Consider the following 25479-nt stretch of genomic DNA (forward strand, 5'->3'; position numbering starts at 1 on the left):
ACCGGTTGTCCGTCACGGCGCCGGAGGTCTGCCGGTCGAGCTGCCAGTACGCGACACCGGCCACCGCCAGCAGCCCGAGGTCCGCACCGGAGCGCACCGCGGCGGGCAGCGCCCGGGCCCGGCCGTAGGTGAAGGATTCGGCGGAGGAGGTCAGCGCGGGCAGCGTCACCGCCAGCGCGCCGCCCAGCGCCACGCCCGCCGCCACCAGCCACACCCCCACACGCCCGCCGGCCGGCACGTCCAGGTGCAGCCCGATCCGGGCCAGCGGCCCTTGCCCGGCCAGCAGCCGGGTCAGCGGACCCGCGAGCAGCGGGGCGCAGAGCACCGCGGGGACCGCCAGCAGCAGCGCCTCCAGGGCGGCGAGCCCCGCGATCCGGGGACGGGAGGCGCCACGGGCCCGCAGCAGCCGGGTCTCGCCCGTACGTTCGGTACTCAGCAGCCGGGCCACCAGCAACAGGGCACAGGCGGCGAGCAGCACCAACTGGAGGGCGACGATCAGCAGCGTGGAGCGGGAGACGAGCAGCGAGCGGTCGACACGGTCGAGGACGGCGGGCAGCGCGGTGGACGCGGCCGTGGTGCCGCTGAGCGCCGGTCGCTCGCGCAGCGCCGCGTTCCCGGCGCGGGCCGCCTCGCGCAAGGCGTCGATCCGCTCGGTCGTCAGCGTCGAGAAGTCGGCCGACGCCAGCCAGGCGGAGGGTCCGGCGCTCACCTTTCCGCCGGCCATGACGCCGGGATCGGTCAGCAGAGGGCCGTACGTGGTGAAGTCCAGCTTGCTGACGCCCCGGCCGCGCAGATCGTCGAGCTGCCAGTACGGCGCGTCCGCCCGGGCGGGCCGGTACAGGCCGGTGACCGTGACGGACACCTTCGGCCCGCCGAGCCGGTCGGTCACGGTGAGACGGGCGCCGGGCTCCAGGCCGAGGCGCTGGGCGGCGGTCTGCGGGAGGGCCGCTTCGACGCCCTGTTCCGCCGGGCCGGGATACCGTCCGGCGACGAGCCGCACCTGCGACCGGTCCAGGGCGGCGAAGTGGGTCAGATCCGGGTCCCCGGACCGCTCGGCGGGCGGCTGCAGCGAGCGGGGCAGCGCGTACGGCCCCGACCGCATCAGGGTTCGCACGGTCACCGGCAGCCCGTCGAAGGCCTTCCGGGCCCCGTCGCGTACGGCGGTGTCGGCGGCCTTGCGACCGTCCGCGGGCACATCGGCCTTGACGATCAGTGCGGTGTCGGCGGCGTTGCGGGCCTCCCGCAGGGAGTGGCGCAGGGCGGCGTCGCCGATCGCGCCGGAGTAGGCGGCGAGGGTCGCCAGGACCGCCGTGGTCAGCAGGACGGTGAGCAGTGCGGCGGCGAGCAGCAGGCGGTGCGCCCGTGCGCGCAGGAGGATGAACCTCGCGGCACCGCCTAAACCCGTCACCCGGCCCCCCGCCGATTCCCCGCTGCCGTTTCCCCGCTGTTGTCCAGACCTCCGGGCGGCGTTGTCAGATGCTGTCAGAGAGGACGGGCCCGGGTAAGCGCTTGTGGACCGTACTTGACCGGATTGTGACCGGGATCAGTCGGGGGATCAGTCGGGGGTGTTCACCATCGAGGCCGCCGCGTACGTCAGGTAGCTCCACAGCGTGTGCTCGTGCTCCTCGGACAGACCGAGGGAGTCGACGGCGTCCCGCATGTGCTTCAGCCAGGCGTCGTGCGCCTCGCGGTTCACGGTGAAGGGGGCGTGGCGCATGCGCAGGCGGGGGTGGCCGCGGTTGTCGCTGTACGTCGTCGGGCCGCCCCAGTACTGGATCAGGAAGAGCGTGAGGCGCTCCTCGGCCGGGCCCAGGTCCTCCTCGGGGTACATGGGCCGCAGGACCGGGTCCTCGGCGACTCCCTCGTAGAAACGGTGGACCAGGCGGCGGAAGGTCTCCTCCCCGCCGACCTGCTCGTAGAAGGTCTGCTCCTGAAGCGTGCCGCGCCTTATCTCTTTCACGTCACCCATGGTCTCAGACGGGGTGACCGAGGACTCGAGGCTTAGGACCACCGGATCGGCCGTACTGCCCGGCCGCCGTGAGCGGTCGATTCCGGATTGGCCGGTCGTGGCGCTCGCCTCCCACCGCGTCGCGCAGGACAGTGGAGTCATGAGCGCACAGGCTCTCGATCAGTACGACAGAGACGACAGAGACGACAGGGACGACAAGGCGGACAAGGCGGACAAGGGCCTCGCCGACCTCGCCGTATCGGCGCGAGCGGCGCTGGTGCGGGAGATCGACGCGAGCGGGGCCTGGGCCTCCGACCCGGTGTGGCGGGAGGTCTTCGCGGCGGTCCCGCGCCATCTTTTCGTGCCGTACTACTACGTCGGCGTCGCGGGGGGCTACGAGCGCCGCTGGTGCGAGAACCCCGATCCGGAGGCCCGCGAGCGCTGGGTGCGCGGCGCGTACGCCGACGTCCCGTTGGCCACGCGGCTGCGCGACGGCGAGCTGGTCTCCTCCAGCAGTCAGCCCTCGCTGATGGCGGTGATGCTGGCCGAATTGCGGGTGGAGGACGGGAACAGAGTCCTGGAGATCGGCGCGGGCACGGGATACAACGCTGCCCTGCTGGCCCAACGGCTCGGCGACGACGACCTGGTCACCACCGTCGACCTGGAACCGGAGATCACCGAGGCGGCGCGGCAGCACCTGGCCGCCGCCGGCTACCACCCCGTCGTCGTCACCGGCGACGGGGCGCGCGGGGTGCCCGAACGGGCCCCCTTCGACCGGATCATCGCGACCTGCACCCTGTCGTCGATCCCGCATGCCTGGCCGGCCCAGTGCCGCCCCGGCGCCCGGATCCTGACCCCGCTCGCCACGGGCCTGGTCGCCCTCACCGTGCGGGACATCGAGCATGCCGAGGGGCGCTTCCTGCACACGCCCGCCTACTTCGTCCCGCTGCGCGGCGACGTCCCGCCCGAGCCGGAACGGGCCCCGCTGGGCGGGGTGCCGCGCCGGGCCAGGGAGCACGAACTCTTCCGGTTCCTGCTGGCCCTGACCCGCGGCAGCCTCGATCCGCAGGAGGCGTACGCGCTGTGGGAGCGCGAGGGGCAGCCGCAGCGCGAGCGGTACGGCATCACCGTCAGCGGCGGCCACGAGTGGGCGTGGCTGGACGATCCGGAGGGGCCGTACGCCTGGGCCCTCACCTGAATCTCCCTAAGCCGAGGGTCAGCCCCTGCGAATCGTGATCGTCGTCCAGGCGCCGACGTGCACCCGGTCGCCGTCCTGCAACGGCACCGGCACGAAGGGCTGGATCGGCTCCTCCCCGCCGTTGACGGTCGTGCCGTTCGTGGAGTTCTGGTCGACGACCGCCCAGGAGCCGTCCGGCTGCTGGACCAGCACCGCGTGCTGGTGCGAGACGCCCGGGTCCTCCGGCGGCACCGACAGGTCGATGTCGGGGGTGTCACCGGTGGAGTGGCGGCGGCGGCCGATGGTGACCTGGTTGCCGCTGAGCGTGCGCTGCTGCTCGGGCGAGTACGCGGGCAGGTTGAGCCCCGCGGCCTCGGGGCCGGAGCGCTGCATCATCGCCATGAAGTAGTCGCGGTCCGGGCCGATGGTCGCCGTCCAGGTCGACGGCTGCTGCGGGTAGCCGGGGCCGGGCGCGGGCGGGGCCTGCGTCGAGCCGGGCTGCGGGTAGCCGTAGCCACCGCCCTGTCCGGGACCGCCGGGGCCACCCGGGCCGCCGGGACCGTTCGGGCCGGGGCCACCCGGTCCCGGCGGGGAGATCACCCAGTCGTCGCCACCGCCGCCGAAGGACGGACCGCCCTGCTGCGGCCTGTTGGGCTCCTGCGGAGCCCACGGAGGGGCCCCCGGCCCCGACGGACCGCCCGGACCGGGCTGCTGGAACGCCTGAGGAGCCTGGGGCGGACCACCAGGGCCACCAGGACCACCCGGGCCACCGTGACCTCCGGGACCACCGTGACCTCCAGGGCCGGGCGGCGGCGGAACCTGTCGCGACGGATCGCCACCGAAGGGCCCGGGCCCACCCGGACCACCCTGACCGGGGCCGGGGCCGGGACCACCAGGACCGGGGCCAGGCCCACCGGGACCGCCAGGCCCCTGCTGGCCGCCGAAGTGCGGACCCGGCGGGATCGGCTCGGCGGGCCGGTTCATCTGCGAGGGGCGGGAGCTCTGGTACTCGTAGGAGTCACCGCCGCCGTACGACGGCCCGGGCTGCTGCTGCTGGAAGCGCACGGCCGGGCTGGGGCCGGGCCCCGGCGGGGGCGGCGCGGCCGGGGTGTAGGACGTGGCCGTGTTGGTCAGGAAGTTCCACCGGCACTCCTCGCAGAACGGCGCGCCGCCCTCACGGGGCGTACGGCACTGCGGGCAGAGCTCGGGCTCGGGGTTCATGTGCGGCGGACGGCCACCGGGCTGACCACCAGGGCCGCCGGGGCCGGGACCGCCGGGTCCACCAGGACCGCCGGGCGGCGGGAAGCCGTAACCCCCGCCCGGAGGCGGCGGCGGAGGGGGCGGAGGCACGGTTCCGGCCATGCGGTGACCGCACACCTCGCACCAGTCGTCGGAACCCGACTGGTGTCCGTTCGGGCAGGTCGGCATGTCGGCGCTTCCCCCTCTCCTTTTCCGGCCGGTTCGACCGGATTTCTCCAACCCCGAGGGGTCAGGCTCGCTGCTTTCCAGGGCTTTTCTAGGGCTTTTCTGGTGTTTTTCAGGGTCCTGCTACGTCTACTTCTTTACACGAACAGTCTTTGTCGACCGTGTCTCGAGAGTCATCTCGTCGGCCTCCTCGACCTTCGCCTTCAGTCGCACAGTACCTGTCGCGGCGTCGACCACGTCCACCACCTTCGCAAGCAGTTTCGCAGTATCCGCGTTTCCCGAGGCGCTCGCGAGCTGAACGGCCCGGCCCAGTTTGGCCGTTGCTCCGTCCATATCTCCGGCTTTGCGTAGATCGAGCCCTTGCTGGATGGCTTGGGCCAGTTCGGCCTGCCCGGTGTAGTGGGCGACTTGAGGGTTGATCGACGTCGACGCGACCATGTCGTCCGTCCACACGGCCCGTACGAGACCCTGGGCGCCCAGGGGTTGGGCTGTGCCGTCGGACCGCGGTACGACCAGGGAGACCCGGGCCGCCAGCATCTCCTGGCCGATGTTCGCGGCCGGGACCTCGACGCACACGTGGTAGTCACGGGACTCGTCTCCCCAGGAGCCGGTGGGGTAGTCCCCGGCGCGCGGGCCGGCTTCGGTGCGGCGGTCGGTCAACTCCTCGACGGTGGGCGCCACCTGCTTGACGAATTTCACAGTGGTGCCCACCGGCGTCCACAGCCTGAGGGCGACGTCCGCGACCTCCTTGCCCATGGCCGTCTCCATCATCTGCGTGAAGTCGGCGGCCAGGCCCGCCGGATCGGCGACGATGTCGGCGGTGCCGAGCAGCGCGGAGGCGATCCCTGTGACTTCTTTCACTCCCCAGTCGGTGCCCACGCCGCGGGCGTCACACGTGAAGCGGCCGGCGCAGGCGTCCAGGGAGGTCTTCAAGTCCTCGGCCGACTCGTGTTCGTTGCGGCCGTCGGTGAGCAGGATGCCGTGCCGGATCGCGACGTCCGCCGAGGACAGCAGACGGTCGGCCAGCTTCAGCCAGGTGCCGATGGCCGTACCCCCGCCCGCGCTGAGCTTGCGCAGGGCCTGCTTGGCCTGGTCGCGGGTGGTGGCGTCGGCGACGGCGAGGCGGCCGCCGCCCGGGTAGACCTCCTTGGCGATGTGCGTGCCGCCGACCACCGCGAAGTGCACGCCGTCGCGCAGGGTGTCGATGGCTGCGGCCGTCGCGTCCCGGGCGTTGCGCATCTTGGTCGGCGGGTAGTCCATCGACCCCGAGCAGTCGACCATGATCGCCACGGCCGCGGACGGGCCCTGCCCCGGCGAGTAGATGTGGGGTGCCGCGACCGCGCTGCCGATCGTGCCGCCGCCGGTGGCGGTCACCGTGACGATCGCGTTGACCTCGCGCCCGCCCTCGGGCAGGTACTCGTTCTGGTACACGTCCACCGAGAACTGCGGCACGTTCGACTTGGAAAAATTGGCCATGCCTACTCAAATCCCCCTCGAAGACCCCGCCGAGGCGAGGCGATGACTGTGGGCGGACCGGTCCCCTCCGGTCCGCCCGACTTCCCCGTTCGCGGCTGTACGCGGCCGTACACAGCCGTATGTGCGGCCGTAGACAGCCGATGTGCGGCCGTACGCAGCCCTATGTGCTGTATGCCCTAGACCGATCCTGCCCCTTGCGGAGGGGCGGGGAACGGCAGCACGGCCACTGTTACGTTGTCGTGGCCCCCGCCGTCGAGGGCGTGGCCGACCAGGACGCGGGCGCTGTGCAGGGGGCGCACGGCGGCATCCAGCGGTACGACCTCGGCCATCTCCCCGGCCGCCTCGGCGTAGTTCCACAGGCCGTCGGTGCACACCACCACGACACCCGGCCGGTCCGGCTTGAAGGAAGCGGTGTGCGGCTCCAGTTCGTAGGCGTCCGCACCGAGCCAGCCGGTGATCGCGTGGGCCCGCTCGTCGGCGTACGCCTCCGCCTCGTTCATCAGGCCCGCGGCGACCATCTGCGCGGCCCAGGAGTCGTCCTCGGTGAGCCGGGCCGGGGGAGCGCCGCGGTCCACCGGGACCCAGTAGGCGCGGCTGTCGCCGACCCAGCCGACGACCAGCAGACCTGAGGTCACCACCGCGCCGACGAGGGTGCAGGCCGGGGCGTTCTGGTGCGGGGCCTGCTCCAGGGCCGTGGCGGGCTCGGCGGCCAGGGAGTTGACCGCGCGGGAGGCGGCGACGATCGCGTCGTGCATGGCCTGCTGCGGATGCGTGCCGAGCGGCAGGGCCGCCAGCAGCGCCTCGCTCGCCGCCCGGGACGCGGCCAGAGAGGCGTCGTCCGGGCGGGTCGCGGAGGACACGCCGTCGCAGACGATCGCCAGGACCGCGGACGAGCCGTCGGGCAGCGCGGCGCAGCCGAGGGCGAACGCGTCCTCGTTGCGGTGGTGGCGCAGACCCCGGTCGCTGACGGCGGCGACCGGGCCGGCGTCCTGCTCCATGTGGTCGCGCTCGCGCGGCTGGGCGTGCCCGCAGTTCTCGCAGTAACCGTCGCTGTCGACCCGGCCCGCCCGGCACGCCACGCACACCTTGGTGCCCTCGGCAGCCGGGGTCGGGACATCGGAAAAGGCGGTGTCGGCCACGCGCGGGTCCGGCGCCTGCAGGGGGTACTCGTCGGGCTCCCGCGGGTGGTCGAACCGTACGCCCGCGGCCGGCGACACCGGCGAGCCCGCGAACGGCGGCACCTCGGGCGCGGCCGGCAGTTCGCGGCCGCCCGAGTCGGTGCCCTGGAGGTCCGTCGGCAGATGCATCCCGGCCGGGTGATGGCCGGAGCCACCGGTCTCGGGAGCGACTGGCCAGGCCATGCCGGGGGTGCCCTGCGGCGGGGTCGTGCCGTTCAGGGCGACCGTCGGGTGGTCCGAAGGCCGTGCGGGCACGGCGGACAGGTCGTATCCGCACGCACCGCAGAAACGGTCACCCGACTCGAGCGGCTCCTCGCAGCTCGGACACCTCGACAGGGCGGTCTGCTGGGGCATCTGCGACATCAACTACACCCATGTCCGGGGGCGGTAACGGTTGGCACGTTCCACCAGGTCGATCCTCTCCTCGCCGCCCCGGGCGAGCCGGGCCAGCGTGCGGTACGAGCGCTCCAGGCCGAAGCGCAGGCCCCGCTCGTCCAGGCCGCTGCCGAGCAGCACCCGTCCTCCGGCGGAGGGCGGGACGGAACCCTGGCCACCGGAGAGTATCCAGTCCAGCGCGCAGCCGAGGACTTCCACCGACAACTGCTCACGCCGGGCCGGATCCAGACCGTACGCCTCCAGGGCCTCGACCTGACCGGCGGCCGCGGTCAGATCGTCCAGGAAGGGTACGTCGGATGCGGCCGCCGTGCGTTGCCGCAGCCGCGCCCGTACGGCCGCCACGCGCGCGGCCGTGTAGTGGATGGAGGACTCCGGGACCGACTCCAGCGTCCGTACGGCGCCCCGCCGGTCGCCGGTGGCCAGCTGGACGCGGGCCAGGCCGAAGGCGGCGCTCACATAGCTGGGGTCGGTCGACCACACCAGACGGTAGTACTCGGCGGCGTTGTCCAGCTGGCCGAGCACCTCCGCGCACAGGCCGAGGGCCAGCTTGGGCGCGATCTCGCCGGGGAAGGCGTCGTAGATCGCGTCGAAGGCGAGCGCGGCGCCCTCGTGGTCGCCGGTCACCAGCGCGGCCACGCCCCGGTACCAGACGACCCGCCAGTCGTCGGGACGTTCCTCCTCCAGCCGGAGCAGCGCCTCGTGCGCGGTGCGCGTGTCGCCGTTCTCCAGCCAGGCGCGGATCTGCCGCAGCCGCGTCTCGGTCGACGGGGCCGGCGCCGCCGCGAGGGCGCCGAGCAGCTCGGCCGGCGCGGTGGTCATCAGGCCGGCCAGGAAACCGGCGTTCGGGTCGCCGGGGTCGACATGCGGGACGGGCAGCGCGAGGGCGGCGCCGGAGGCGTTGACGGGCTTGACGAGGCTCGCCGTACCACCTCCGACGGTGATCGCCGGCCGCTCGGCAGGTTCGGAAGTACGTCCCCGCGTACGCACCACCCGCGCCCCCAGCCGCGACACCTCCCCGGCCGCCTTCGGGAACAACTCCGTGTCGGTGACTTTCACTTCGGGGCCGAACAGCGTCGACAGGGCCGGCCGGGCCCGGCCCGTCTGGAGGGAGACGACCTCCCGCAGGACGCCCGTCAGCTGCTCCGCCATCTCCTGCGCGGAGGCGAACCGGCGGGCCGGATCCGGGTCGGTGGAGCGCACCAGCAGCCGGTAGAAGGACTCGTACTGGCGGAAGACCTCGATGTTGTCCGGGTCGGGCAGGGAGTCCACGAAGACGTTCGTGTAGCCCTGGAAGTCGAAGGTCAGCACGGCGAGCGTGCGGCCCACCGTGTACAGGTCGCTCGCCACCGACGGGCCGACCTCCGCGACCTCCGGCGCCTGGTAGCCGACCGTGCCGTAGATGGCCGACTCCTCGTCGTCCATCCTGCGCACCGCGCCCATGTCGATCAGCTTGAGCTGGTCCTCGGTCTGGATGGCGTTGTCGACCTTGAAGTCGCAGTACAGCAGGTTGCGGCTGTGCAGATGGCCCAGCGCCTCCAGGGCCTCGATGCCGTACGCGCACGCCTGCTCCACCGGCAGCGGATCGCGCCTGCCCTGAGGCGTACGGCGCGCGTTCGCGATCTCCTTCAGGGACTTGCCGCCGACGTACTCCATGACGATGTACCCGTCCAGCGAGCCGGTGCGCTGGTCGAGGTGTTCCACGAAGTTGTAGATCCGCACGATGTTGGCGTGCTCGATCTCCGCGAGGAAGCGCCGCTCGGAGATCGCCGCCGCCATCGCGTCCTGGTCGCCCGTGTCCAGCAGGCCCTTGAGGACCACCCAGCGGTCGGAGACCGCGCGGTCCACCGCGAGGTAGATCCAGCCGAGGCCGCCGTGCGCCAGACAGCCCACCACCTCGTACTGGCCGTGCACGACGTCGCCGGTCTTCAGCTTCGGGACGAAGGAGTACGGGTGCCCGCACTTCGTGCAGAAGCCCTCCGTGCGCCCCGGCCGCTCCCCGCGCGCCCGCCCGACCGGCGCCCCGCAGTCGGAGCGCGAGCAGAACCGCTTCCGCTCGGGCACCTCGGCCTTGTCCAGGACCATCTCGCGCGGGTCGGGCCGCGGCACACCCGGCACGTCGACCAGGCCCGCTCCCAGCCGCCCGCGCGCGGAGGACCCGGCGCCGGAACCGGAGCTGCGCACCGACACCGAGCGGCCCGTGGACTTGCCCGACACCGCGCGCGAGAGCCGTCCCGACACCGAGCGCCGCGACTTCGACGAATGCGACGACGTACGCGAACTGTGGCCGCTGGAGCGGGAACTCCCGCTCCCCGACGAACCCCGGGAGCCCTTGCCGCCGCCGGTGATCCCGGTGGGCGGCGAGCCGACCATGCCGGTCGACGAGACGACCGGGGCGAGACCGCAGGTGTCGCAGTACAGCTCGCCTCCGCCCACGTCCTCGTACGACCCGTCGCAGTCGGGCCGCTGGCAGGTCTGTTGTGCCTGACTCATGACGACGTCGTACCCCCTTTGTCGCTCACGCTCCGGCCCCTACTTTGTCGCTCACGCTCCGGGCCCCCTACGGTCCTGAGGCCCGCCCTGCCCCGGCACACGCGGAGTGCCGAGCAGTTCGGCGGCCGCCTGCTGGTAGCGCAGCACGGCCTGTTCGGCGACGCGCAGATCGCAGGGCGCGCTCCACAGCATCCGCCGCGCCGCGTCGTAGCGCTCCACCAGCAGCGAGTCTTCCGCGAGGCCGTGCCGGGCGACCTTCGCCTTGTACGCGTCGAGGCGGCCGCGCAGCTCCGCACGGACCGCCAGGGGCGCGGTGACCGCGGTCAACGACTCGCGGGCGCGCAGCAGTTCGTCCTCCGCCTTCTGCTCCAGCGACTCCAGGAGCGGGGACAGGCGGTGCCACTGGGCGTGTCTGCGGTACTCGGCGGCCGTCGCCAGCTGCTCCTGCAGCACGGTCGGCGGGCCGCTGACCACCGGCACCTCCGTGGCGGCGATCTTCGCCAGGACCTCGCCGCGCGCGGTGCGCGCCTCGGCGAGTGTGCGGTCCGCGCGGGAGAGCACGTCCCGCAGCTTGACCAGCCGTGCCTCGGCGTCCTGCCGGACGGTCAGTACGGCGTCGATCTCCCGGCGCACGTCCTCCAGGGCGCGCGCCTCACGGTCGTACACCGTGGTGTCCGGCCGGCCCCCGCCCGGCGCCGTGCTGCCCTCGGCGGGCTTCCAGAACGCGAGCGGGTCGGAGACCACCTGCTCGCGCAGGGACGTCAGGGTGCGTGTGATGCGCTCCAGGTCGTCGCCCGCGGGGTGTTCGCCGGGGCGCACGCCGACGGAGTGCGCGAGCCGGCGGGTGCGCTGGAGCTCCGCGGCCAGTAAGTCGATCCGGGCGGGCAGCGCCGACCATACGGCGTCGGCGGCGACCACCATGTCCAGCGAGGTCGCGTACAGTTCGTTCATCCGGTCCACTAGCGTGACCAGGGAGAACTGTTCGCTGAGCTTGCTCGAACCGCCGTGCAGCGTCGGCGCGTTGGCGGTTGCCGTGGCGGAGCCCGCGACCGTGACGGACTCGCCGCGCAGCAGCTCGGTCAGCTCCACCAGGTCGTCACGGCTGGACCAGCGGCGGCGGGCGCGGATCTCCCGGGCGGAGCGCAACGCGTCGGTGTACGCGTCGAAATACGCCCACAGCAAGGTGATCGACGCCTCCGCGGCCTGCCAGCGCTCCTTGGTCGTGCCCGTGAGCTCGGCGCCTTCGAGGAGTCTGCGGCCCGCGTGGTCCTGCAGGGCGAGGAGCGAGGTCTCGATCGCCTCGTGCTCCGCGCCGAGCCGCGCCAGCGCACGGTCCACCTCGTCCCGGTCCATCACCGGCCCGGCGGGGTCCGTGACGCCCATCGATCACCTCTCGCTGCGTTGTGGTCCGTCGGGTTCGTTGCGTTCCGTCGGGGTCTTCCGTCGGGTTCTCTGTCCTCGGTGCGTTGTTGATATTCCTTGCGGGTGCCTGCAGTTCCTTGGTGTTCCTTCGTGTTCCTTGCTGTTCCGTCAGCTCTCGCGCAGGTACTGCGGGGACGGCGGTTCCGCAGCCGTGGAATCCTCGCCCAGTGTCGCCGACAGCCACCTGTCGTACGACGCCTGCCAGCCGCCGGCTGTGTCCCTGCGGTACTCCACCAGGATCTGGTTGACCCGGCGTACCAGATCGTCGGCGTCCTTCTTCATCGCCACGCCGTAGTACTCGGTGGTGAAGGGAGAGCCTTTCAGTTCGACCGTCGGGTCCTGCGCGGCCTGGCTCGCGGCGAGCGCGCCGTCGGTGACCACGGCGTCGACCTCGCCGAGCTGGAGCCTTACCAGGCAGTCGAGTTGGTTGGGGACCGTCGTCCGGATGTCGGCGGAGGAGACGAGCTCGCCCGTCTTCTGGTCGCCGGCCAGCTTGGTGTTCGCCGTGGAGCCCTTGGCCGTGCAGATCTTCTGGTCCGCGAGCGAGTCGTCGTACCCGGTGATCGTCGAGGACTTGGGCGCCAGGAGTTGCTGACCGGTCTTGAAGTAGGGCGCGGAGAACGCCACGTCTGCCAGCCGGTCACAGTTGATCGTCATCGTCCGGACGACCATGTCGACGCGGCCGTCCTGGATCGCCGGGATGCGCTGGTCGGTGGGGATGGCCTTGAACTGGACCGCGTCCGGGTCGCCGAGTATGTCCTGCGCGATCCGGTGGACCAGGTCGATGTCGAAGCCCTCCAGGTCGGCGCCTGCGCCGCTGTTCGGGTCGCGGTAGCCCCAGCGGTAGCTGTTCTGGTCGACGCCGACGATCAGCTTGCGCTTCTCGCCCTCGCGGCTCTTGATCGCGTCGATCGTCGCGCCGTCCGCGCCCGACGGGGACAGGGTCTGCTTCTCCGGGGCCGCGCACTCCGCCTCGGCCCGTGCCTGGCTGCCGTGGGTGACGCCTGAGCCGCCGGTGGCCGTGCCGCTGCCGTCGGTTTCGGAGCGGATCAGTGGCAGCAGCAGCGCGAAGGCCACCGCCAGGGCGCACACGACCGCCATCGCACCCACACCGCCCCAGCCCCTCAGGCCGGCCCGCCAACGTCGTCCTCGCATCGTCACGCCCCCTTTCATCGGGTTCATCGGGCCCTCACCGGTATTCCGACAGCCTGCGGCCGATGCCCAGCACCGCGCCGGCCGCGCCCAGGACCGCGAGAGCGGCGGTGCCCACCGGCAGTCCGGACATCGCGTCCAGACCGTCACCGGCCGCCTGCTTGAACTCGGTCTCCTCATGGTCGAGCGCCTTGACGAGATTCGCGTCGACACTGTCGAAGCACTCGCCGGTCGCTCCCTTGGCGCCGATCACCTTGTCCAGCGCCGCTTCGTAGTTGCCGTTCTCATCCTGCGCTCGGGCGTCGGTGTGGCGCTTCTTCCACTCCGTCATGTTGCCCACGGCCGCCGTGACCGGCTGCTCGCCCGTGGCGTCGTCGGCCAGTTTCTCCGCCTCCGTCAGGCCCTTGCCCAGGAGGTTCATGTTCGTCTGGAAGTCGTGGTCGTAGGCGTCGACGGTGTTCTCGCCCACCTTGACCGTCTCGGCGCCGCGGGCCACCAGCGTCAGGTTCTCGTTGCCGCGCGCCTTCAGGGAGGCGATGCGGGCGTCGTGCAGCACCTTCAGCGAGCGGACGCCGTGGTCGTAGGAGTCGTTCAGGTTCGCGCGCGCGACGCTGTGGCCGACGACCAGCCAGAGCAGCACCACCGTGGCGGTGGCCGTCGCGGCGACCAGGCCGTGGTTCAGGACCCGGTTGGTGCGGCGGTAGTTGCGGTGCTGGGCCCAGGCGAGCGCGGCCAGCGCGAGGACGCCGAGGCCGATCGCCGCCCAGGGATAGGGCGTTGCGGCGGCGTAGTCCGCGCGCAGGCGCTCGTTCTCCTTCTTGTAGAGGTCCTCCGCCGCCGGGAGCATCTGCTCCTGCATCTTCTCGTTGGCGTACCGCAGGTAGGCGCCGCCGACCGGGAAGCCCTGGCGGTTGTACGTCCGGGCGCGCTCGACCAGGCCCTTGTACTCCGGCAGCAGCCGGTTGAGCCGGGCCACGGTCTGCGCCGACGGGGAGTCGGGTTCGGAGTTGGCGGCGGCCTGGACCAGGCCCTCGGCGGCCGTGTCGATGTCCTTCTCGTACCGGTCGCGGGAGGCGGCCGTCTCCTGGCCGCCGGCCAGGAAGCCGCTGGAGGCGGCGGTGTTGGCGTCGGCCAGCGCGCGGTAGATGTCGGCGGCGGCGGAGCTGAGCGGCTGGCTGTTGTTCAGCACGTCGTCGGCGGCCGCCGAACGGTCGGTCGTCTGCCAGGCGGTGACGGCGCCGAAGGCTACGACGAGGAGGGCGAGGAACGCGCCGATGATACGGAGCCGGCCGGGTTCGGTGGTGGCGGCGGCGCGCAGGCGGTCGACGCCCTCGGCGAAGGCGGTGCGGCGTGGGGGTGTGGGAGCGGGTGCCTGCGGCGCGGGGGCGGTGGGGGGTGCGGGCGGGCCGGGTTGCGGAGGGACGGCCGGCATGGTGGGCATGCCGGATCCCGGTGGTGGTGCCGCGCTGCTCTTCGGGTGTGTCACTGTGACCTCCCCCATGGTCATCCGTCGCCGCAAGTATCGCTGCCGGGACTGACATCCGCACCGGCCTTGGCTGGATCTTGATCGGATCGCAGCGGAACGCCTGCCGGCGGCTCGGCCGCGTCTCGCACCACCCCCTGCCCATGAATACGCCGTCGGAATCGGTTCGGTTCCCTTGCGGGGGCTTGTGGGAGTGCTGGTGCGGGTGCGATGCCTGCGGCGGCCTGCGCGGGTTCGGTGGGGGTGCGCGTAGCGCCTTGCGTTGCGGGGTGGGTCGGGGCCGCGCCGGGGGGTGTCCGTCCTCGGAACGGCGCGGAATCGGCCACTTACCAACTCACCCGTGTTGACGCGCCAACCGCTGCGGGCGGACACCCCCCGACACGTCCCCTTCTCGCCGTACGCGACTGCGGGTGCGGGGTCCCCCGGTCCCCCCATCAGGCTGCGGGAGCGCTCTGGCGCGCCACGAGCTGGGGCAGCCGACCCCGCCCCGCCGCCAGGCTGCGGTCAGCCGATCCGCGCAGCCTGCGGGCAGTCGTGCCGCTGGGGCGGCTCCCGACCCACAGAGGGCGGCACCCCTTCAGCGCCGGGCCGCGCGACCCACCTGACCCCAGCCACAACGCCGGTTCACTGTTCGTAGTACGCCCGCACCCGCTCCTGCACCTCCAAAGACGCCCCCACCCGGTCCAACCCGAGCAGCGCCGCCCCGAGCACCGGACTCGCCGTAACCACCCGCGGTACGGCCTTGGGCGCCCACGCCGCCAGCAGGTCCCGTACGCCGTCGTCCAGTTGGGGATGCCGGGCGGCCAGGACCCCGCCGCCGAGGAGGACCGGCGTCTCCTCGTCCAGCAGGTCCAGGCGGGTCAACGCCACCGTCGCCATGGTCGTCACCTCCTCGGCCAGGCGGTCGACGAGGGCACGGGCCACCCCGTCCCCGGAGGCCGCCGTGGCGAAGAGGACCGGCGTCAGTTCGTGGCGGCGAGCCGGCTCGATGTGTTCCAGGTGCAGCGCCTCGATCAGGGCGTACATGGACGGCACCCCGAAGTGGGCGGGCAGAGTCCGCGCCAACGCCGTAGGCACACCGCGGCCGTCCTCCGCGCGCGCCGCGTGCCACAGGGCCTCCTCCGCCAGGCCCCAACCGCCGCCCCAGTCCCCGGAGATACGGCCGAGCGCGGGGAAGCGGGCGGTACGCCCGTCGGGGCGCATGCCGACGCAGTTGATGCCCGCGCCGCAGACGACCGCGACGCCGCGCGGTTCGGTGACGCCCGCGCGCAGGACCGCGAACGTGTCGTTGCGGACCTGCACGCTCGTACCCCACGCGCGCGCGTGCAGCGCGGCCGCCAGTTGTTCCTCCTCCACCGGGAAGTCGGCGTTGGCCAGGCAGGCGGAGACGTGGTCGACGGCGGTGACCCCGGCGGTGGTGAAGGCCCGTGCCACCGCTTCCGCGACCTTGTCCACCGCCGCCTCGACGCCCACCGCCGGCGGCCGGAACCCGCCACCGCGGGCCGTGGCGAGGACGGTCCCGTCCGCCGCCACGACCGCCACGTCGGTCTTGCTGTTGCCCGCGTCGACGGCGAGGACACTTGCGGTCAGGCCCACGCGAGATGCTCCCGGTTGTGTGCGATCAGTCGGTCGGTGAGCGATTCGGCGTACTCGTACTGGGCGATGAGCGGGTGGGCGAGGAGCGCTCGGAAGACCCGGTCGCGGCCGCCGTGCAGGGCTGCCTCCAGGGCCAGGTCCTCATACGTCGTCACGCTCGCCATCAGGCCCCCGTACAGCGGGTCCACGGCCGGCACGGGCAGCGGTGTCGCGCCCTTGTGGCCCACCGCCGCCTGCACCTCGATCACCGCGTCGGAGGGGAGGAAGGGGAGCGTGCCACGGTTGTACGTGTTGACGACCTGGTACGGGCTTCCTCCCCCGCCCAGCAGCCCCGCCACCAGGTCCACCGCCGCCTCCGAGTAGTAGGCGCCGCCCCGCTTGGCGAGGAGGTCCGGCTTCGAGTCGAGGGCGGGGTCCGCGTACATCTTCAGCAACTGGCGTTCCATTTCGGCCACTTCGGCGGCCCGGGACAGCCTTGTGCGTAGTTCTCGTACGACCTCGTCGTGCGCGTAGTAGTAGCGCAGGTAGTAGGACGGGACCACTCCCAGGCGGTCGAGGAGGGGGTGGGGGAGGTGCAGGTCCGCGGCGATCTTTTCGCCGTGGTCGGACAGGAGCTTCGGCAGGACGTCCTCGCCCTCCGGGCCGCCCAGACGCACGCCCGTCTCCCAGGTGAGGTGGTTGAGGCCGACGTGGTCCAGGTGGACCTCCGGGGGCTCCACGCCGAGCAGCGCCGCGAACTTCCGCTGGAGGCCGATCGCGACGTTGCACAGGCCGACCGCCTTGTGGCCGGCCTGGAGCAGGGCGCGGGTGACGATGCCGACCGGGTTGGTGAAGTCGATGATCCAGGCGTTCGGGTTGGTACGGCGGACCCGTTCGGCGATGTCGAGGACGACCGGGACCGTGCGCATCGCCTTGGCGAGGCCGCCCGCGCCCGTCGTCTCCTGGCCCACGCAGCCGCACTCCAGGGGCCAGGTCTCGTCCTGTTCCCGGGCCGCCTGACCGCCGACGCGGAGCTGGAGCAGGACCGCGTCCGCGCCTTCGACTCCCGCGTCGAGATCGCCGGTCGTCACGATCCTGCCCGCGTGCCCCTGGCGCGCGAAGATACGGCGGGCCAGGCCGCCGACCAGCTCCAGCCGGTCGGCGGCCGGATCGACGAGCACCAGCTCCTCGATCGGCAGGGTGTCCCTGAGCCGGGCGAACCCGTCGATGAGTTCGGGCGTGTAGGTCGATCCTCCGCCGACCACGGTGAGTTTCATACCAGTATCAACCTTTTACTCCGGTCAGGGTGACGCCTTCGACGAACGCCTTCTGGGCGAAGAAGAACACGAGGATCACGGGGGCCATGACCAGGACGGTCGCGGCCATGGTCAGGTTCCAGTCGGTGTGGTGCGCGCCCTTGAAGGACTCCAGGCCGTACGACAGTGTCCAGGCGCCGGGGTTCTCCGAGGCGTAGATCTGCGGGCCGAAGTAGTCGTTCCAGGCGTAGAAGAACTGGAAGAGGGCGACGGCGGCGATGCCCGGCCGGGCCATGGGCAGCACCACCCTCAGCAGAGTGCGCAGCTCGCCGCAGCCGTCCACCCGGGCCGCGTCCAGGTACTCGTTCGGGATCGTCATCAGGAACTGACGGAGGAGGAAGATCGAGAACGCGTCGCCGAACGCCATCGGGATGATCAGCGGCCACAGGCTTCCCGACAGGTCGAGCTGCTTCGCCCAGAACAGGTACATCGGGATGACGACCACCTGCGGCGGCAGCATCATCATCGAGATGACCAGCATCAGCGCCAGATTCCGGCCGCGGAAGCGGAACTTGGCGAGCGCGTAGGCCACCGGGATCGAGGACACGACGGTGAGGACCGTGCCCAGTCCCGCGTAGATCAGTGTGTTCTTCCACCAGGTCAGGAAGCCGGGCGTGTCGAGGACCTCCCGGTAGTTGCTCCACTCCCAGGTGTCCGGGACGAGGTCGCGGGTGAGTGCCTGCTGGTCGCTCATCAGCGAGGTCAGGAAGACGAACACGAAGGGCAGGGTGAAGAAGAGCGCGGCCGCGACGCCGAGGGAGTGGACGGCGATCCACTCCAGGAGCGCCCGGCGGCGGGCGGTGCGCTCACTCGCCGTGGCCGCGATCGACTCCACCGGCCGGTCCAGTACTTGGGTCATGGTCAGTCACCTGCCTGGATCAGTCCGCCCCGGCGCCGCATCAGCAGCGCCGTGAACGCCATGGCGAGGGCGAACAGCACCAGCGCCACCACGCAGGCGGAGCCGTAGTCGAAGCGCTGGAAGCCGAGGTTGTAGACGAGCTGGGGCAGCGTCAGGGTCGACTTGTCCGGGTAGCCCGGCTCGAACTGCTGGCCGGAGCCGCCGATGATCCCGGAGGCGACCTTCCCGGCGACCAGCGGCTGCGTGTAGTACTGCATCGTCTGGATCACGCCCGTGACGACGGCGAACATCACGATCGGCGAGATGTTCGGCAGGGTGACGAACCGGAACCGCTGCCAGGCCGACGCCCCGTCCAGCTCGGCGGCCTCGTACTGCTCCTTGGGTACGTCGAGCAGCGCGGCCATGAAGATGACCATGAGGTCGCCCACGCCCCACAGCGCGAGCGCGGTGAGGGCCGGCTTGGACCAGGTGGGGTCCGTGAACCAGCCGGGTGTCGGCAGCCCGAGACCGCCGAGGACGGAGTTGACCGGCCCGGTGCCGGGGTTGAGGAGGAAGACGAAGGCCAGGGTCGCGGCGACGGGCGGGGCGAGATAGGGCAGGTAGAAGAGGGTGCGGAAGACGCCCGCGCCCGTCCTGATCTTCGTGATCAGCAGGCCGACGCCGAGCCCGAACACCACCCGGCAGGTCACCATCACGAGCACCAGCCAGAGCGTGTTGCGCAGGGCCGGCCAGAACAGCGGGTAGTCGTCGAAGACGTAGGCCCAGTTGCCCAGGCCGCGGAAGACCGGGGTGCCGAAGCCGTCGTACTTCATCAGCGAGAAGTACACGGTGGACACCAGCGGATAGGCGAAGAAGACGCCGAACCCGATGAGCCACGGTGACAGGAAGGCCACCGTCCGAAGCGCCGACATGCGGCGCTTCGCGCGGAGCGTGCGGGTGGACGCGCGCAGGGTGTGCGTGGACATCGGGCGCTACTTCGCCTGCTCGATGTCGGTGTCGATCTGCGCGGCGGTCTTCTCCAGACCGGCCTTCAGGTCCTTCACCTTGCCGGACTCGTACTGGTAGCCGAAGTCCTGCAGCGTCGTCTGGTACGTGGAGCCGTTGACGGACGCCGGCGGGGTGTTCGACTCCGGGTGCTGGGCGATGTCCAGGAACGTCTGGAAGCCCGGATCCACCTTGAGGCCGGGCGACTTCAGGGCGGCGAACGTGGACGGCACGTTGTGGATGGCGTTGGCGAAGGAGACGACGGCCTCGGTGTCGGTCGTCAGGTACTTCACCAGCTCCCAGGCCGCGTTCTGCTTCTCGCTCTGCGGGGCGATGCCGATGATCGTGCCGGAGAGGAAGCCCTTGCCGTACTCGTCGACCTCGTCATCGGCCACGGGCAGCGGGGCGGTGCCGATCTCGAAGTCGACCCCGGCGGACTCGGCCATGCCGAGGCGCCACTCGCCGTCGAGCTGCATGGCCACCTGGCCGGTCTGGAACGGGTGCTTGGCGCCCCACTCGTCACCGAAGGTGTTGCGGTACTTCTCCAGCTTCGCGAAGCCGCCGAGGTCGTTCACCAGCTTCTTCTGGTACGTGAACATCTCCGCGAACGCCGGGTCCTTGGCGATGGCGGACTTGCCGTCGGCGTCGAAGTAGGCGTGGTCCCACTGGGACATGTAGTGGTCCACGACCGTCTCGTAGCCGTGGTAGGTCGGCATGAACCCGAGCTGCTCGTAGCTGTCGCCCTTGGTCTTGGTCAGCTTCTCGGCGACCTTCGCGAACTCCGACCAGGTCTTCGGCGGGGATTTGATGCCCGCCTTCTCGAAGGCGTCCTTGTTGTAGTAGAGCCCGTAGGCGTCCCCCAGCAGGGGCAGGGCGCAGCGGGTGCCTTCGAACTGGGTGTAGTCCAGCATCGGCTTCGGGATGATCTTGTCGAGGTCCAGCTTCGACTTCTCGATGAAGGGCTTCAGGTCGAGGAAGGCGCCGGAGGAGCAGAACTTGCCGACGTTGGATGTCGTGAACGACGACACCACGTCCGGCCCGTTCGAACCGCCGGCGCGCAGCGCCTGGTTGAGCTTGTCGTCGTTGATGTTGCCGACGACCTTCACCGTGATGTTCGGGTGGGCCTTTTCGAAGCGGTCCACGTTCGCCTGGATCGCCTTGGCCTCGGCGGGTGCGCTCCAGCCGTGCCAGAAGGTGATCGTCGTCTTGGCTTCGGGGTCGTCGGAGGCCGAGGTGTCCGCCTGGCCGGTACAGGCCGTGGCGAGGACGGCCAGGGAAGCGGTGGCGGCGAGCGCGATCGCCGCGTTCTTGGATATTCCGGGCATGGCAGGGTCTCCCTAGGGCGGGGTGGGGCAGGGCGGGGTGGGGTGGGTGAGGGACGGTTCAGCGGGGGTTGGGCGATTCGGCGTGAGGTGGACGGCTCAGCGTGAGGTGGACGGCTCAGCGTGAGCTGGACGGTTCAGCGCGAGGTGGACGGTTCAGCGCGAGGTGTCGAAGACCTCGTCGCGGGTGGTGGCGAGCGCGCTCTCCAACGCGCCGCGCAGCACGGGACGTTCACGGACGTCGCCGATGACGAGCCGGGGCCGGGGTGCGGCCAGCTCCGCCAGTTCGGCCTGGACGAGGGCACGCAGGGGTTCGCCGCCCGAGGTCAGCGAGGCACCGCTGAGGACGACGAGTTCGGGGTCGAGGACGGAGACGAGGGAGGCGAGACCGGTGGCGAGGTTCGTCGCGTAGGTCTCCAACAGGCGCCGGTGGGGACCGTCGTCGGCCTCCGCGGCGCGGGCGACGAGGGCGGCGGCGACCTCGGCGTACGGCCCCGACGGGATGTCGTCGACGCCGAGTTCACGGGCCAGCGCGGGCAGGGCCTGCGAACCGGCGAGCTCCTGGAAGCCACCGCTGCCGGCCTTGCTCACCTGGCGGACAAGGGGCGCGCCCGGCACCGGCAGGAACCCCACCTCGCCGGCACCGCCGGTCCAGCCGCGGTGCAGGCGGCCGCCGAGGACCAGGGCGGCACCCAGGCCCCCCTCGTTCCACAGCAGCACGAAGTCGCCGTGCCCCCGGGCCGCCCCCAGCCGCTGCTCGGCCACGGCGACGAGATTGACGTCGTTCTCGTACTCGACCGGCATGGGTAGAGCGGCGGCGAGTTCGTCGAGCAGCGTGGGGGAGTGCCAACCGGGCAGGTGGGAGGCGTAGCGCAGGCGGCCGGTGTTGGGGTCGAAGGCGCCGGGGGTGCCGATGACGAGCCGGTGGACATCGTCACGGGCGAGCCCCGCCGCCTTGACCGCGCCGTCGAGGGCGTCGGTGACCTGCCGTACGACGGGCTGGGTGGGACGTTTCTCCGGGGTCGGGAGTTCGTACGACCCCACCGTGCGGCCGGTGATGTCGGCGACGGCGGCGAGGATGCGCTCGGGGCTGACATCGAGCCCGGCGGCGTACGCGGCGGCCGGGTTGACCTCGTACAACTGGGCGTTCGGCCCCGGCCGACCCTCACTGGTACCGGTCGCGAGCACCAGCCCCGATGCCTCCAGGCGGGCCAGGAGCTGGGAGGCGGTCGGCTTCGAAAGACCGGTGAGCTTGCCGATCCGCGTGCGGGACAGGGGGCCGTGCTCCAGGAGGAGGTCCAGGGCAGCCCGGTCGTTCATGGCGCGCAGGACGCGCGGGGTGCCCGGCGTACCGGCGGTTCCTGCCATGGGGTCTACACCTGCCTTTCGGCTGCCCAGCTTCCCAGGGGCTTGGTTGGGAAGTCCATCCGGAGAGGGATTGTTAGGAAGGTTTCCTATTTGGTGGTCTGGACCATAGGGCGGGTGGGGTGGGGGCGTCAATGGGGGCTGGGTGGTGGGCGACCGAGTTGTTACCTGGCGGCTTGACGCGGGCGAGGGGTGGGGCAGGACGTGACGGACGGGAGGGCCGCCGAAGTCGGGTTGCCGACCTCCGGCACTCGACCGCGACTCCGCGTGGGGCGCGTCGACGGGGCGGGGCCGGTAATTGGCAGAAGTGTTCCACCGGTGCGGGTACGTGACCTGGGGTTTTCCCTGGCCGGGGTGGAACAGATCTGCCAATTACTGCTTGAGCTGCGTCCTCGGGCATGCCCACATCGCAGTCACCGCCTGTCCACGCCCACGTCCGGCTCCGCCTCCAGCGAGTCCACTGACGCCCTCGGCACCGCGGTCAACGCCCCGACGATCATCGAGACGGCCAACGGTGACGGCGACGAATCGCGACCTTGGACCGCCTCCGTCCGCTGACGTTGCCGTCAACACGTACACCAAGACCGTCGGTCTGCCGCAGACCGTGACCCACCCCGCGGCCGGGGGACTGCCCTCCGAACGCGTCGGCTTCGGTTACCACGGCTTCGATCAGATCACCGGCATGTCGGTCGCGGGCAAGAACTTCGTCTCCACCACGGAGTACACGCCGCTGGGCGACGTCCTCCGCACGCGCATCGGCACCTTCGCCCAGCAGCTCATCACCAGCCACGAGTTCGACGAGCAGACCCGCAGGCCGACCCGCACCATCCACGACCAGGAGTCGACGGTCGCCGACGCCGTCGTCACCACGCGGATCAGTGACACCCGCACCTCGTACGACCAGGTCGGCAACGTCCTGAAGATCACGGACGCGCAGGGGCCGAAGCCCACGTCCGCCACCACCGACACCCAGTGCTTCGTCTACGACTACCAGCGCCGGATGACCGACGCCTGGACAGCGACGGACGACTGCGCGGCCAAGCCGGCAGCGGGCGTGAGCGCCGGGCCGAAGGTGGGCGGACCGGACTCGTACTGGCACTCGTACACCTTCGACGCCGTAGGCAACCGGCAGACGGAGATCCGCCACGACCCGGGCGGCGTCGCGGCGAAGGGCATCACCCGCGAGTACGCCTACGCCAAGGGCCTGCCGACCGGAAGCCGGCTGGAGAGCGTCTTCACCAAGGGGCCGCAGGGCGAGCGGAAGGAGACCTTCGAGTACGACGGCGCGGGCAACACCACCAAGCGCACCGTCGACAACACGGCAGCGCCGGGCGCCGGTCCGGAGGTGGATCCCGCCCCGCAGATCCTGCGCTGGGACGTCGAGGGCCATCTGGAGCAGGTGGAGAAGGGCAGTGAGAAGACGTCGTACGTGTACGACGCGAGCGGCAACCGCCTGATCCGCCGTGATCCTTCTGGTACGACGCTGTACCTGCCGGGTACCGAGGTCAAGCTGGGCAAGGACGGCACCGTCGTCAAGGGCACGCGCTACTACACGCACCCCGCCGGCCCGACGATGGTCCGCACCGCCGAGGGCGGCAAGATCACTACCTCCTACCTCCTCCCCGATCGCAACGGCACCGCCACGACATCGGTGGAAGCCACGAGCAAGTCGGTGACCCGGCGTAAGTTCACGCCGTTCGGCGAGACGCGGGGTGCCAAGCCATCGGCGTGGCCGGGGGAACGGGGCTACCTGGGCGGAACGATGGACGAGTCCACCGGGCTCACCCATCTCGGGGCGCGTGAGTACGACCCGTCTCTGGGGCGTTTCCTCTCGGTCGATCCGCAGATGGACACGGCCGAGTCGCAGACGATGAATCCGTACGCGTACGGCAACAACAGCCCGGTGACGTTCTCGGATCCGACGGGGCGCGCGTTCTGCGCGGACGAGGCTTGTCGCATCCGGGTGCCCGCCGGTGGCGGCTCCTCCGGCGGTGGCGGTGGTGACTCCCCGGGCGGTGATGATGGCAGCTCCTCGGGTGTTGGTGCTGTGCCTCCGGCCCCGGCCAAGCCCACACCGACGGTCAGTCAGGAAGATGTCCAGCGGGCCCGGCTGCTGAAGCAGCAGAGCAAGATGGACGCCGTCAAGCGCATCGCCATGGAGGTCCTCAAGGACGCCAGCGGCTACAACGACGTCGTCTCCTGCATCGGCGGCGATCTCGGTACCTGCGCGATGCTGGCGCTGGAAGCGGCGGTGCCGTGGGCCGGCAAGGCCAAGCGGATCGTCAAGGCCCTCGACCGGGCCTGGAGCGCGTACAACAAGTGGGAGGACGAGGTCCGTTGGGCCGTCGGTGTCATGCGCCGGGCGGACGCGGACGCCGCCGCCATGGCGAAGTACGCCGAGGACATGACGGCCTGGAAGAAGAAGGCCGACGCGGCGAAAGCCGCGAAGAAGGCGGATGAGACCGCGGCGGAGGCGGCGAAGAAGGCCGACAGCGGAGGAGGAGATGGAGGCGGCGGCAGCGGGGCCGACTCCTGCCTCACCAACAGCTTCACCCCTGACACCAAGGTTCTCCTCGCCGACGGATCCACCAAGGCCATCAAGGACCTCAAGCCCGGCGACAAGGTCCAGGCCACCGACCCCGAAACCGGCACCACCGAAGCCAAGACGATCGACGCCACCATCAAGGGCAAGGGCGCCAAACACCTGGTCAAGGTCACCGTCGACACCGACGGGACCAAGGGCACGAAGACCTCCACGGTCACCTCCACTGACGGCCACCCCTTCTGGGTTCCGGAGTTGAGTGAATGGATCAACGCCACAGACCTCAGGACTGGGCAATGGCTTCGGACCGGCGCCGGAACCCGCATCCAGATCACAGCAGTCGAACGCCGGACCCAGCAGGCCACCGTCCACAACCTCACCGTCAGCGACTACCACACGTACTATGTGCTGGCGGGCGCAACTCCGGTCCTCGTTCACAACTGCAATACCGCTGACCCGCACTCATTGAAGCCCACTCATGAGATCGAGGGAAACGCATCTACCAAGCGCGTCAAGGCCATGCGTGATGACATGCGCAATGGTGACTTTGACTGGGAGCAGAGCCCGATCTCGGTCGTGACGCACGAAGATGGGGCACAATATGTCGTGGATGGCCACCACAGGCTTGCGGCTGCCCGCATGGCGAATGTCGACGCCGTGGGAATCCGAGATGTAACCGACCAGTTGAACGATGGTGGATTTCTCGGCTACAAGGATATGGATGATGTGGTCGAGTCGGCATCGACGTTCTTGGGGAATCGACTGAACAGGAGAAAGTTGTGATCGGGCTCAGCATAACTCTCCTTCAGGGGGCCTTGGTGCACTTCTCCGAGGCTCGAGACGCCATGAGGCGTACCTTTTCGAGGGAAACTGCACTCGAAATTGTGTCGGCCGTGCGCCGTGACGAAATTCCCCGAAAAGGTGTGTGCGTAAACGGGTGCGAGTATTTTGTCCATGGTGCCGGATATACGGTTGTGCTGCCTTCGGGCGGGCAGGTGCATATTGATGGCGATCCGGAGGGTGACTTCTTCACTTCGTATGACATTTCCTTCTTCTTTGAGAGTTCCGGTGGCGCGCGCTATGGGAATTCTGACGTGAGGGATGCGTGTGAGAATCTCGCCGATCAGGGTATTCTTCGGAGAGTAGGCGTAGGTTATTCCCTTGTATCTCCAGGGGGCCCGCCTTCCATGGATCAATCTCCTGACGTTTAGCTTCGCAAATCTGAATCCCCATCAATGTGATTGAGCGTTTTCAGCGCGGCTACCGATCGGGTGACGCCGACGGGGTGCGCAACGCACGAGGCTCCCGTGCCGTTGGGGGAGGTGTTCGAAGTCTCAACCCACAGGCGCGGGAGCCGCGTTGGTTCCGT

At 70.8% G+C, this 25479-nt stretch carries 18 protein-coding genes; 3 read left to right on the top strand and 15 right to left on the bottom strand.

Annotation, left to right across the window (positions count from 1 at the left end):
• Together CLM62_RS47235 and CLM62_RS47240 are read right to left on the bottom strand one after the other, a co-directional pair.
• Positions 1-1408 (bottom strand): FtsX-like permease family protein (locus CLM62_RS47235; RefSeq protein ID WP_306457981.1); only part of this gene is annotated, 1408 nt, incomplete at its 3' end.
• A 147-nt stretch (positions 1409-1555) separates the two neighbouring features.
• Entirely contained in the window at positions 1556-1969 is a 414-nt protein-coding gene (locus CLM62_RS47240) for a globin (protein WP_095756084.1), read from the bottom strand.
• A gap of 139 nt (positions 1970-2108) precedes the next feature.
• Here CLM62_RS47240 and CLM62_RS47245 point away from each other — a divergent pair, with 139 nt between their 5' ends.
• Entirely contained in the window at positions 2109-3146 is a 1038-nt protein-coding gene (locus tag CLM62_RS47245; protein WP_095756085.1) for a methyltransferase domain-containing protein, read from the top strand.
• An 18-nt stretch (positions 3147-3164) separates the two neighbouring features.
• On the opposite strand, the gene CLM62_RS47250 is transcribed toward CLM62_RS47245, so the two are convergent.
• The 13 genes from CLM62_RS47250 to CLM62_RS47315 all read right to left on the bottom strand — a co-directional run bounded on the left by CLM62_RS47250 (position 3165) and on the right by CLM62_RS47315 (position 21571).
• Positions 3165-4553 carry an FHA domain-containing protein gene (locus CLM62_RS47250; RefSeq protein ID WP_095756086.1) on the bottom strand — a complete coding sequence of 463 codons (1389 nt, stop codon included), beginning with the start codon at positions 4551-4553 and terminating at the stop codon, positions 3165-3167.
• A gap of 126 nt (positions 4554-4679) precedes the next feature.
• Entirely contained in the window at positions 4680-6026 is a 1347-nt protein-coding gene (locus tag CLM62_RS47255; RefSeq protein WP_095756087.1) for a VWA domain-containing protein, read from the bottom strand.
• Positions 6027-6202: 176 nt separating this feature from the next.
• Positions 6203-7567 (bottom strand): PP2C family serine/threonine-protein phosphatase, encoded by a 1365-nt coding sequence (locus CLM62_RS47260; protein WP_095756088.1) that lies wholly within the window; start codon positions 7565-7567, stop codon positions 6203-6205.
• A gap of 3 nt (positions 7568-7570) precedes the next feature.
• Positions 7571-10090, bottom strand: coding sequence for a serine/threonine-protein kinase (locus CLM62_RS47265; protein ID WP_095756089.1), 2520 nt, complete (start codon positions 10088-10090; stop codon positions 7571-7573).
• Between the two features lie 51 nt (positions 10091-10141).
• Complete coding sequence (locus tag CLM62_RS47270) at positions 10142-11473, bottom strand: hypothetical protein (RefSeq protein WP_095756090.1); 1332 nt, start codon at positions 11471-11473, stop codon at positions 10142-10144.
• 147 nt (positions 11474-11620) lie between these two features.
• Positions 11621-12667: a glutamate ABC transporter substrate-binding protein gene (locus CLM62_RS47275; RefSeq protein ID WP_095756098.1), complete on the bottom strand. Its 1047-nt coding sequence runs from the start codon at positions 12665-12667 to the stop codon at positions 11621-11623.
• 34 nt (positions 12668-12701) lie between these two features.
• Positions 12702-14096, bottom strand: a complete 1395-nt coding sequence (locus CLM62_RS47280; protein ID WP_095756099.1) for a hypothetical protein — start codon at positions 14094-14096, stop codon at positions 12702-12704.
• A gap of 675 nt (positions 14097-14771) precedes the next feature.
• Complete coding sequence (locus tag CLM62_RS47290; protein ID WP_095756091.1) at positions 14772-15743, bottom strand: N-acetylglucosamine kinase; 972 nt, start codon at positions 15741-15743, stop codon at positions 14772-14774.
• Positions 15734-16999 carry a 6-phospho-beta-glucosidase gene (locus CLM62_RS47295; RefSeq protein WP_095756092.1) on the bottom strand — a complete coding sequence of 422 codons (1266 nt, stop codon included), beginning with the start codon at positions 16997-16999 and terminating at the stop codon, positions 15734-15736. The genes CLM62_RS47290 and CLM62_RS47295 overlap by 10 nt, the downstream gene beginning before the upstream one ends.
• Positions 17000-17006: 7 nt before the next feature.
• Entirely contained in the window at positions 17007-17897 is an 891-nt protein-coding gene (locus CLM62_RS47300) for a carbohydrate ABC transporter permease (RefSeq protein ID WP_095756093.1), read from the bottom strand.
• A gap of 2 nt (positions 17898-17899) precedes the next feature.
• On the bottom strand, positions 17900-18862 hold the full coding sequence (locus CLM62_RS47305; protein WP_095756094.1) for a carbohydrate ABC transporter permease: 963 nt from the start codon (positions 18860-18862) through the stop codon (positions 17900-17902).
• Between the two features lie 6 nt (positions 18863-18868).
• Positions 18869-20206, bottom strand: coding sequence for an ABC transporter substrate-binding protein (locus CLM62_RS47310; protein ID WP_095756095.1), 1338 nt, complete (start codon positions 20204-20206; stop codon positions 18869-18871).
• 153 nt (positions 20207-20359) lie between these two features.
• On the bottom strand, positions 20360-21571 hold the full coding sequence (locus CLM62_RS47315; RefSeq protein WP_095756096.1) for an ROK family transcriptional regulator: 1212 nt from the start codon (positions 21569-21571) through the stop codon (positions 20360-20362).
• A 511-nt stretch (positions 21572-22082) separates the two neighbouring features.
• Here CLM62_RS47315 and CLM62_RS47320 point away from each other — a divergent pair.
• The gene (locus CLM62_RS47320; RefSeq protein ID WP_095756097.1) at positions 22083-24893 is read left to right on the top strand and encodes a polymorphic toxin-type HINT domain-containing protein; all 2811 of its coding nucleotides are present in this window, start codon (positions 22083-22085) and stop codon (positions 24891-24893) included.
• Between the two features lie 35 nt (positions 24894-24928).
• Complete coding sequence (locus CLM62_RS53400; RefSeq protein ID WP_373559259.1) at positions 24929-25321, top strand: hypothetical protein; 393 nt, start codon at positions 24929-24931, stop codon at positions 25319-25321.
• The last annotated feature ends 158 nt before the right edge of the window (positions 25322-25479 follow it).

The sequence above is a fragment of the Streptomyces sp. SA15 genome (assembly GCF_002291145.1).
In the GTDB taxonomy this organism is placed as follows: Bacteria; Actinomycetota; Actinomycetes; order Streptomycetales; family Streptomycetaceae; genus Streptomyces.